This window comes from Thioclava sp. FR2 (genome assembly GCF_051200875.1).
Taxonomy (GTDB): domain Bacteria; phylum Pseudomonadota; class Alphaproteobacteria; order Rhodobacterales; family Rhodobacteraceae; genus Pseudotabrizicola.
This window is the reverse complement of record NZ_CP195191.1, coordinates 3,130,941-3,140,589: the sequence shown is the minus strand read 5'-3', so window position 1 is coordinate 3,140,589 and position 9,649 is coordinate 3,130,941. Positions and strand designations below refer to the sequence as shown.

Annotated in this window: 13 protein-coding genes and 1 tRNA gene; 5 read left to right on the top strand and 9 right to left on the bottom strand. The window is 59.4% G+C overall.

Going from position 1 to position 9,649, the window contains the following annotated elements:
* Window positions 1-80 precede the first annotated feature (80 nt).
* From ACSBLW_RS15055 to ACSBLW_RS15040, 4 genes are all read left to right on the top strand, one after another.
* Window positions 81-1,040 (top strand): DMT family transporter, encoded by a 960-nt coding sequence (locus tag ACSBLW_RS15055; RefSeq protein WP_435257417.1) that lies wholly within the window; start codon window positions 81-83, stop codon window positions 1,038-1,040.
* 51 nt (window positions 1,041-1,091) lie between these two features.
* Window positions 1,092-1,168: transfer RNA gene (locus tag ACSBLW_RS15050), tRNA-Pro, on the top strand.
* A 48-nt stretch (window positions 1,169-1,216) separates the two neighbouring features.
* Window positions 1,217-2,164 carry a carbohydrate ABC transporter permease gene (locus tag ACSBLW_RS15045; RefSeq protein WP_435257416.1) on the top strand — a complete coding sequence of 316 codons (948 nt, stop codon included), beginning with the start codon at window positions 1,217-1,219 and terminating at the stop codon, window positions 2,162-2,164.
* Window positions 2,161-2,940, top strand: a complete 780-nt coding sequence (locus ACSBLW_RS15040; protein ID WP_435257415.1) for a carbohydrate ABC transporter permease — start codon at window positions 2,161-2,163, stop codon at window positions 2,938-2,940. Before ACSBLW_RS15045 ends, ACSBLW_RS15040 begins: the two co-directional genes overlap by 4 nt.
* A gap of 2 nt (window positions 2,941-2,942) precedes the next feature.
* On the opposite strand, the gene ACSBLW_RS15035 is transcribed toward ACSBLW_RS15040, so the two are convergent.
* The 7 genes from ACSBLW_RS15035 to ACSBLW_RS15005 form a co-directional block, all read right to left on the bottom strand.
* Window positions 2,943-3,335, bottom strand: a complete 393-nt coding sequence (locus ACSBLW_RS15035) for a GFA family protein (protein WP_435257414.1) — start codon at window positions 3,333-3,335, stop codon at window positions 2,943-2,945.
* A gap of 4 nt (window positions 3,336-3,339) precedes the next feature.
* A complete protein-coding gene (locus ACSBLW_RS15030) occupies window positions 3,340-4,245 on the bottom strand; it encodes an ornithine cyclodeaminase family protein (RefSeq protein ID WP_435260129.1) in 906 nt (301 codons plus the stop codon).
* Window positions 4,242-4,865, bottom strand: a complete 624-nt coding sequence (locus ACSBLW_RS15025; protein WP_435257413.1) for an HAD-IA family hydrolase — start codon at window positions 4,863-4,865, stop codon at window positions 4,242-4,244. The genes ACSBLW_RS15030 and ACSBLW_RS15025 overlap by 4 nt, the downstream gene beginning before the upstream one ends.
* On the bottom strand, window positions 4,840-5,781 hold the full coding sequence (locus tag ACSBLW_RS15020; protein ID WP_435257412.1) for a DMT family transporter: 942 nt from the start codon (window positions 5,779-5,781) through the stop codon (window positions 4,840-4,842). Before ACSBLW_RS15020 ends, ACSBLW_RS15025 begins: the two co-directional genes overlap by 26 nt.
* A gap of 113 nt (window positions 5,782-5,894) precedes the next feature.
* The gene (locus tag ACSBLW_RS15015; RefSeq protein ID WP_435257411.1) at window positions 5,895-6,344 is read right to left on the bottom strand and encodes a YaiI/YqxD family protein; all 450 of its coding nucleotides are present in this window, start codon (window positions 6,342-6,344) and stop codon (window positions 5,895-5,897) included.
* Between the two features lie 16 nt (window positions 6,345-6,360).
* Window positions 6,361-6,696, bottom strand: coding sequence for a zinc ribbon domain-containing protein YjdM (locus tag ACSBLW_RS15010; protein WP_435257410.1), 336 nt, complete (start codon window positions 6,694-6,696; stop codon window positions 6,361-6,363).
* Between the two features lie 102 nt (window positions 6,697-6,798).
* On the bottom strand, window positions 6,799-7,440 hold the full coding sequence (locus ACSBLW_RS15005) for a pyridoxamine 5'-phosphate oxidase family protein (RefSeq protein ID WP_435257409.1): 642 nt from the start codon (window positions 7,438-7,440) through the stop codon (window positions 6,799-6,801).
* A 175-nt stretch (window positions 7,441-7,615) separates the two neighbouring features.
* On the opposite strand from ACSBLW_RS15005, the gene ACSBLW_RS15000 reads away from it, so the two are divergent.
* On the top strand, window positions 7,616-7,819 hold the full coding sequence (locus ACSBLW_RS15000) for a DUF4287 domain-containing protein (RefSeq protein WP_435257408.1): 204 nt from the start codon (window positions 7,616-7,618) through the stop codon (window positions 7,817-7,819).
* An 8-nt stretch (window positions 7,820-7,827) separates the two neighbouring features.
* On the opposite strand, the gene fghA is transcribed toward ACSBLW_RS15000, so the two are convergent.
* Window positions 7,828-8,658, bottom strand: coding sequence for an S-formylglutathione hydrolase (gene fghA, locus ACSBLW_RS14995; protein ID WP_435257407.1), 831 nt, complete (start codon window positions 8,656-8,658; stop codon window positions 7,828-7,830).
* A 5-nt stretch (window positions 8,659-8,663) separates the two neighbouring features.
* Window positions 8,664-9,593 carry an AEC family transporter gene (locus ACSBLW_RS14990; protein WP_435260128.1) on the bottom strand — a complete coding sequence of 310 codons (930 nt, stop codon included), beginning with the start codon at window positions 9,591-9,593 and terminating at the stop codon, window positions 8,664-8,666.
* Between the last annotated feature and the right edge of the window lie 56 nt (window positions 9,594-9,649).

The window sequence follows — 9,649 nt, the reverse complement described above, 5'->3', positions numbered from 1 at the left end:
GAGGCTTGCGCCAGATTCTGCGAAAAGCCGGTTAGCGCAAACGGGCAGATTTTGGCCCGAGCCGAAAGGAACACTGCATCATGGGTCCGAATCTGAAAGGGGCGCTCCTGTCGCTCGCCGCATTTGGAATCTATGCCACCCATGACGTGGTGATTAAGTTCCTCGGCTCGGATTACACATCCTTCCAGATCATCTTCTTCTCGGGCCTTTTGGGCTTTCCGCTGATCACGATGATGCTGATGAGCGACAGGACCGACGGAAACCTGATCCCCAAGCACCCGTGGTGGTCCCTGATCCGGGCCTTGACCGCCGTCAGCACCGGTGCCGCCGGGTTTTATGCCTTTTCCGTTCTGCCACTGGCGCAAACCTACGCCATCCTCTTTGCCATGCCGCTGCTGATCACCCTGCTTGCCATTCCAATGCTGGGCGAAAAGGTTGGCATCCGGCGCGGCCTTGCCGTCCTTGTCGGGCTTGTCGGCGTGCTCATCGTCTTGCGCCCGGGTTCTGCCGATCTGTCATGGGGCCATCTCGCGGCCCTCGGCGCGGCCCTGACCGGATCGATCAACTCTTTGATTGTTCGCAAGATTGGTGGCGAAGAACGCTCTGCCGTCTTGATGATCTGGCCGATGATGGCCAGCTTTTTCGTGACTGGTGCAACCATGCCCTTCGTCTATGTGCCTATGCCAATCGGGCATCTGGCCCTGACCGGCGTGATTGCGGGAATGGGATTCGTCGCCGCCATGCTGATCATCGCGGCCTACCGCTCTGCCCCCGCCGTCATCGTCGCCCCGATGCAATATTCCCAGATCATCTGGGCTGCCTTTTACGGCGCGATCTTCTTTGACGAACACCCGGACCAATACACAATCATCGGCACGGCGGTGATCATCGCCAGCGGGGTCTATATCGTCCTTCGGGAAAGCACCAAGACAGTGTCCAAGAATACGCCCGTTCTGGCCAACAAGTCCCGGCCTGAAACCGGCCTCATGCCGCGCATCAGCCTCTTGCTGAAACGCGGTGAAAGGACGTCGCAGGACTAGGCAAACCCCCTTGCCATTCCCTGCGGAACGGGGTAACCCGCCTCCCACGGTCGGAGCGTAGCGCAGCCTGGTAGCGCACCTGCTTCGGGAGCAGGGGGTCGGAGGTTCGAATCCTCTCGCTCCGACCAAATTTCTCCCGCATTCCCCAAAGCCTGCATCTCAAACGCTTTGCCCATGTGGCTAAGGGCTTGCGCGGTTCGTGCTGGCCCTTCAAGGTCGGGGCGTTCGCCCGCCAGTGCGGCGCGCGCCCATCCCATGTCAGGACTGAAATGCGGCCAATCGACAATCGTGCATGGTTTCTGATCGCCCCCTCCGTTGCGTTGCTTGCTGTCATTGGCGCCTTGCCGTTACTCGCCGTCTTCAACTTCGGCTTCCATGACATCTTTTCCCTGAACGACCTGCATTGGGTCGGGGTCGAGTGGTACGCAAACATCATCGGCTCGGACCGGTTCTTTGCCTCGCTGGGCCGCAGCCTGTTGTTTTCCTGTCTGGTGCTTGCCATCCAAGTACCGCTTGGCATCGCGGTCGCCCTGCTGCTTCTCTCTTGCGGGCGGTTTTCAATCTGGGGGCTGATGCTTTGCGCTCTGCCCTTGGTGGTGCCGTGGAATATGATCCCGATGCTTTGGCTAGGCCTGATCAGCCCGAATTCCGGCCTTCTTGGCCCCGGCCTTGCAGCCGTTGGCTTCGATTACAAATTCACCGCGCTCCACACTTGGGCTTTGATCCTGACGGTTGACACATGGCACTGGCTTGGTCTGGTCGTCGTTTTGGCCTATGCGGGCCTTTCCGCCATTCCCAACGCCTACCGTCAGGCCGCCGCCATTGACGGCGCATCGCGGCTTGCGGTGTTTCGCTATATCGAATTGCCCCGCATCACAGGCGCATTGACCATCGTGTTTCTTCTGCGCTTCGTTGACAGCTTCATGATCTATACCGAGGCTTTCGCGATCAATGCAGGCGGGCCGGGGGACGCAACCCGTTTTCTTTCCATCGAACTGGGGGAAGAGATCAAAGGCTTTTCCTACGGTCAGGCCGCCGCCCGCGCGACGCTGTATTTCCTGCTGGTTCTGACAGTGATCTGGGTCTTTGTCGGCATCACCCGCAAGCGTGAGGTCACATCATGACCCGCCTCCTCGCCCTGGTGGCGCTTGCCTTGTTCATCCTTTTGCCCTTTGCCCAAGCCATCGCGCTCAGTTTTACGGCCACCCTGCCTCAACAGGGCATCGCCGAAGGCACGCTTGGCCTGATGAACTATGCCGCTGTTCTGGCCTCGCCCGAATTGCGCGCCTCAATGGTGAACTCGGCCATCTATGTGCTGCTGAACGTTTCGCTTTGCATCAGCTTTGGTCTGCCAGCGGCCTATGCCATTGCCCGCTATCGCTTTGTCGGTGACCGCCATTTCCTGCTGTTCCTGCTGGTGTTCCGGTTGACACCGCCCGTGGTGCTGTCGCTGCCCATCTTCATCCTCTTTGCCCGACTGAACCTCGTGAACTCGCCCATCGGCATCGCCTTGGTGCATTGCCTGTTCAACCTGCCGGTCGCGATCTGGATTTTGGAAAGTTTCATCCGCGCCGTGCCCCGCGAATTTGACGAAACCGCTTTTCTGGATGGGCACAGCCTGCCGTCGTTTCTTGTCAGACACCTGATCCCCGCAATCGCACCGGGCATCGGGGTCACGGCCTTTTTCTGCTTTATCTTTTCATGGGTCGAGGTGGTCTTTGCCCGCATCCTGACGGTCACGGCGGGCAAACCCATCACAATGGCGATCAATGCGATGTTCGGGTTTCAGACCGATATCGGAAAGGTCATGGCAATGACCTGCCTCTCCCTGCTTCCCGGTGTGCTGATGATCTGGTTTGTCCGCAATCACATTGCCCGCGGCTTTACCCTGCGCGCCTGACTCTATGGCTCGCTGCGGCCGTCACTTTCGCGGTTATGCGCGTAATGCCGCGCCAAAGGAAACTCGGGCAACCACGCCTCGCGCCGGACGGTCCACAGCTCGTAGGTTGGCCGGAACTGATCTGGCGCGTCCAGCGCGCCCAGATTCACCTCCACCTCATCGCCCGAGCAGCCAAAGACCGGCGATCCACAATCGGGGCAGAAATGCCGCCCGCGAAAAGACCGGGTCTCCCCTGTGACCGTGACCGCGTTTTCGGGAAAAATGGCCGAGGCATGGAACAGCGCCCCATGATGCTTGCGGCAATCCAGACAGTGACAGAGGCCCACCCGATAGGGTTCCCCCATCGCCTCAAACCGCACCGCCCCAAAAAGGCACCCGCCCGTCACCTGCCCCATGGCCCTATTTCCCGGCCTTGGCCCAGACCCCGGCGATATAATCGGCTGTCATCAGGTCCAGATGCGCGCCCCCCCCGTTCTTGGCAATGGTGATTTCCTGATCAGACCGCCGAGAATAGGCGGCAGGATCATCATAGAAGTCGGCAATCACATCCGATTCCGAAAGTGCGCCGGATTTGATCGGTTCGATCAACTCTCCAATGTGATGAATGGTCGTCGCACGGGAATCGACAAAGACCCGCGCCCGCGACATGGCCTCGTCATCCACCTCGCGCATCGCGGGCTTATAGGCGCCGATCAGGTCAAGATGCTGGCCGGGTTGCAGCCACGCGCCCTTGATCAGCGGCTCTTGCGACATGGTCGCCGTGCAGATCACATCCGCCGCTTTGACCGCAGCTTCCAGATCATCCGCCACGGAATGCCCCATCGCCTCGGCACTGGCGCGGGTGCGGCTCCAGATGGTGAATTCCGCATCTGGGAAAATGCTGGAATAGGCATCGACCATCGACCGCGCCACCGTCCCCGCACCGACCAAGAGTATCTTGCGGCTGTTCTTCCGCGCCAACCGTCGCGCCGAAAGTAGGCTGTCCCCTGCGGTTTTCCACTTGGTCACCAAGTGAAAATCAATCAGCGCCTTCAACATGCCCGACTTGTCGTCATACAGCGTCACCGCCCCGTTGATCGTCGGCAGATCATGCGTCGCATTGCCGGGAAACACCGTGGCCACCTTGACCAGCTGTGCCAGACCGTCGATCCAGGCAGCCCGGTTCAAGATCGTGTCAGCGCCGCGATACAGGAACATATCCTTGATCTCGGCACGGGGGCGCCGATGGCCTGCCTCGATCGCCGCCATCAATCCCGCCCATGTCATATGGGCCTCGGCCTCTTTTCCGATCACCTGCATCGTCAGATCCCCGCTTCTCTTTCTGTCACCAATCCCGCCTGCACCAAGCGCTCCGCCCATCCTTGCCATCCAGTAAACAGATGCGTTTGCCAGCCCCGCGCCGCGGCCGCCGCGATGTTATCAGCCCGGTCATCGGTAAAGATCAAACGCCCCGGTGCAATCCCGCAATCGGCCTCGACCCCCGCATAAATGGCCGCATCCGGCTTGATCACGCCCATATGTCCAGAGACATAGGCACGGTCGAATTCTGAAAGAAAATCATACTGGGTTTGCGCATAGGCGAAGGAATGAATGCCAAAGTTCGTCAGCGCGAAAACCGGCACGCCCTTAGCGCGCAGCGCCCGCATGAGCGCAATGGAGCCTTCGATCCTTGGGCTGGCCATGTCGATCCAATGGTCGAACCACCATCGAATTTCGGTCGTCCAGTCCGGATATTTCAGGGCCCAGTCATCAATGGTTTCCTTGAACAACGCGCCTGCGTCGATCAGGTCATTCATGCCGTGCAAGTCCACCTCGGCGAACATGCGCTTGCGCCGATCGGGCCCAATCCGGCTGTCGTAAAATCGCTCTGGATTCCACTCGATCAGCACATTGCCGATGTCAAACACGACCGCTTCGGGTGTCAAATCTCGTCTCCTGCTGCCTGCGAATGGTTTCGCGCCAGAGCGTATAAAGCCCTGCTCCGCAGATCAGCGCAATCCCGACCCAAGCGGTCAAGTCGGGCCATGTGCCGAAAATCAGCACGCCCCAGAAGATGGCCATAGGCATGCCAGCATATTCAAAGGGCGCAATCAGCCCAGCTTCGCACACGCGGTAAGCCTGCGAAATCATCAGCCCCCCAACGGCAACCGCCAAGCCGGTTGCTGCGAAGGCTGGCAAATCGGTCGCAGCAGGCCAGACCCAAGGACGGAACAGGAACGCCAAGGACGGGTCGCTGGAGCCTGCGAATTTGCCATCGCCAGCCACCAGACCCATCGACAGGCTGACCAGCACAAAACCGCATTGAACATAGAAAGACAGCGTGATTGCGCTTTCGGTGCCGCGCATCTTTCGCGTCATCATGTGGCTGGACGCGTAGCAGAAAGCGGAAATCAACACGAGGATCGCCGCAGGCTGAATGACACCTGCCCCCGGCCGCAGCATGATCAGCACGCCCACCATACCGACCGCAACCGCCGCCCAACGACGCGGCCCAACACTTTCCCCGAGCAACACCACGGACAAAAGCGTCACCAACAGGGGCGAGACAAAGGCCACGGCCACAGCATCTGCCAAAGGCATCGCGGCAAGCCCAAGGAAATAGGTCACGTTCGAGACCATGACGATGCTGACCCGGATCAGGTGGTCCATCGGGCGACGGGTCTTGAACAACGCAAAGCTTTGGCCCGAAAGACGGATCAAAGCGGCCAGAAAGACCAGCCCGATCAGTGCTCGGAACAGGATCACCTCATGCAGGGGGTATTCCCCCGACAAGAACTTGATTGCCACATCGTTGATGGACAGAGTCACGGACCCGCCAAGGGCCAGCAAAATTCCGGTCAAGGTAGTGTTGACAGGTGGGAGAGCGCGGGGGGCAGGGGATGAAGCCGACATGCGGCCAGTGAACCGCCCCCAGACGCAAGCATCTAGCCTATCCCCGACACGATCCGGCGCATTCAGCCTTTCAGACGACGAACCACCCGGTCCAGCACATCCAGAAACCGCGACCGGTCCGCCTTGGAAAACGGCTTGCCTCCGCCCTGACGGAACGGATCGGCGCTGCGCAAATCCTGCATCAGATCCCGCGTGGCCAGTGCCATTCCGATATTCCGCGCCGTCAGTTCTTCGCCATTGTGCTTGACCACAGCCGCGCCCGCCTCGACGCATTTGGCCGCAAGCGGAATATCCCCTGTCACCACCACATCCCCCGCCCCGCAATGGCTGGCGATCCACCTATCCGCCTCATCCGGCCCATCGGCGACAAAGACAGATTGCACAAGCGGGTTGGCCGAGGGCCTTATCCCCCCGTTCGACACCACCAGCATTTCCACCTGATACCGCGTCGCCACGCGCTCGGCCTCGGCCTTGACGGGGCAGGCATCGGCATCAATGAAAACCCGGGTCATGGCTGCGGGCGCCCCCTTAAACCTTTTTGACGAATTGCGATTTCAACCCGATTTGGCCAACCTCTGGCAGCTTGCAGTCGATATCGTGGTCTCCGTCCACCAAACGGATTCCCCGAACCTTGGTGCCCACCTTCAGAACCACCGAACTGCCCTTCAGCTTCAGATCCTTGATCAGAGTCACAGTGTCGCCATCGGCCAGCAGGTTGCCCACGCTGTCCCGCACGCCACTTGCCTCTGCGGTTTCCTCCGTGGCGGACCATTCGTGCCCACATTCCGGGCAGGTCAGCAAAGCATCCACCTGATAGACATAGTCCGATTTGCATTCGGGGCAGGCGGGCAGCGCGTCAGTCATCAGTCCATCCAGAATAAGCTGTGCAGAAAGCAGGATCTCGTTTCACCGATCAGCCCTACAGCCCCTTGGCCTGAAAGGCCATATGGCCTGCCCTAAGAGGGTCTAGTACATCGAGGTCCGATAAGCTTCTTCCAGACCTTCTTCAATCCGCGCCATTTCCTGCGTGTCTTCCGGCGCGCCCGTTGTCTGGTCAAGGATCATCTTCAAGAGCGACGGCATTTCCTTGCGGTCCTGCCTCTGCTCGGGGTCCCACAGCTTTGATCGCCGGAACGCCTTTGCGCAATGCAGAAAGACCTCGAAGATCGAGACGACAATCGCCACACTTGGCTGGCGTTCATTGACCGCAAGCATCGCCAGCAGGTCGGGATCGCGGGTCAGCACAGCCCTACCATTGATGCGCAAAGTCTCATCAAATCCGGGAACCATGAACAGCAAGCCAACGGTCGGGTTGGAGACAATGTTCGAAAGTGTATCCAGCCGATTGTTGCCGGGCCGATCCGGGATCAACAGCGTCTGATCATCCAGCACCTTCACAAAACCGCAGGGGTCACCCCGAGGACTGACATCAGACTTCCCGTCAGCATTCTGCGTCCCGATACACAAGAAGGGCGAGCGCCTGATGAATTCTCTGGCATGCGCGTCCAACTTGGCAAGGCACTTGGACACCGCCACCTCATGCGTTGGCGGAAACAGCGCCCGCAACGCCGCATCATCGTTGATCAGAAACTCGGATTTCAACTGCATCGCTCACTCACCACCCTCGGCCTTCGCGCCGTGCAGATTGTTAGGGGCCAAGTCCTGCGAAAGCTACTTCTTTCAACGCCTCACCGGGTCAGAGCGAAAATTGGCGCTTTGACCCTTCCGAAAACCTGTCAAACTTCCGGAATAAACCCTCCACGTTCCGTTAAGGCTGTTTCGAATGTCAGAACGCGCAAAAGGCCCCGCCTCTTATTTCCCATCCATCGTGGCAAAATATGGCCGTCCCATCGAAGAGTGGAAAAGCCTGATCAGGTCGCAGAGCGACAAGAAGCACATGGAAATCGTCCAATGGCTCAAGGAGGAGCATGGCTTGGGCCATGGCCATGCAAACGCCTTGGTGGCGGACACGCTAAAGAACGGCTAGGCGCAGGATCAGCCGTAGAGCGCCTTGGCATGGAAAGCCATGTGATCTTCCATAAAGGTCGAGACAAAGAAGTAGCTGTGGTCATAGCCCTTCTGCATCCGGAAGATCCCGCCCTGCCTGCGCGCGGCCATTGCCTCGGAAAGGGCTTCAGGCATCAAGAGATCAAGGAATTGATCCTGCGTCCCCTGATCAATCAGGATCGGCCCGTCAAAGCCACGCTTTCGCATCAACAGTGTCGCGTCATAGGCTGCCCAGGTCGCCTCATCCTTGCCCAGATAGGCCGCGAATTGCTTACGGCCCCAATCGCTGGCGGTGGGGTGACAAATGGGCGAGAAGGCAGAAACCGATTTGAACCGCCCCGGAAAACTCATCGCAAAGGTCAAGGCCCCATGCCCGCCCATCGAATGCCCGGTGATCGCCTGCGCCTCTTCAGCCAGCGGAAAGGCATTGAACAACAGCGTCGGCAGTTCCTCGGTCACATAATCCCACATCCGGAAATGCGGCGACCAAGGCGCTTCAGTCGCATTCACATAGAACCCCGCGCCCTGCCCTAGATCATAGGCCTCGTCATTGGCCACACCCGCACCGCGTGGCGAAGTATCGGGAAAGACCAGCGCCACCTGCGCCTCGGCGGCCCAGCGCTGCGCACCTGCCTTGATCATCGCGTTTTCATGCGTGCAGGTCAGGCCCGACAAATACCACACAACCGGAACCGATCCCTCTTCCGCCCCTTCCGGCAGAAAAAGACCAAAGGTCATGTCACAGCCAGTTGCCTGCGAACTATGCGTGTAGACGCCCTGCACGCCCCCGAAACAGCGGTTTTCCGAAACCGTCTTCATTCTTCTCATCCTCCATGAACCAAGGCGATCACCCATGTCACCGTCAGCACCGAGGCTGCGGTCGACAAAAGGATCGAAGTTGAAACGCGTTGCGGCGCAACCCCGTAATGCGCCGCCAGAATATAGACATTGCCCGCAACCGGCAGCGATGCAGCCGCGATCATGACCGATGCGGCGAAAGGTTCGACCGGAAAGAACAGCAGCGCAGCTACAGCCACCGCCGCCGGATGCAGGACCAGCTTGCAAAAGGCCAGCCAGCCCGCCACCTGAATCCGCTCTGCCGACCGGCCCGCCAGCGATGCGCCAATGGCAAACAGCGCCCCCGGCGTGGCCGCAGCGCCCAATGTCCCCAGAAACTCATTGACCGGGCCGGGCACCGTCCAACCGGTCGCGCCCCAGGCCAGCCCAAGAACGATGGAAACGATCATCGGGTTCTTCAGCAACCCCAACCCCAGAACCCTCAGAATCCCAAGGCTCATGCGGCCCTCGCGGACACCCGTGATCACCAGCGTAATCAGCGACGAAAAAACGATAAGGTCGATGGCCAAGACCATCAGCACCGATCCGGCAGCGGCCTCACCCATCAGCAAAACCAGCATCGGCACGCCAAGAAAACCGACATTGCCGATGACCGCGCATTGCGCCTCGACAGCGGCTTCCTCTACCGAAACGCGCCGCCACAGCGCCACAGCTGTCGCAATCGCGTAAACCACAAGGCAGCCCGACAGATAGGCAAAGACAAAATTCCAGTCAAAGACCTCGCCAAGCGAAAGGTTCGCCGCAAAGCGAAACAGCATCGCCGAAAGCGCGAAATAGAACACGAACTTGGTCAGCGCCGCCGTCGCCTCGGCACTGAAAAAGCGTGTCCGACCGGCCAGATAGCCGACGCCAATCAGGGCAAAGAAAGGAAGGGTTTTCAGAAGGATGGGAAGCATCAATGAACCAAGACCATCATCCTCTGACCGTTTCACGGAAAGCCGGGTTGTTCAAC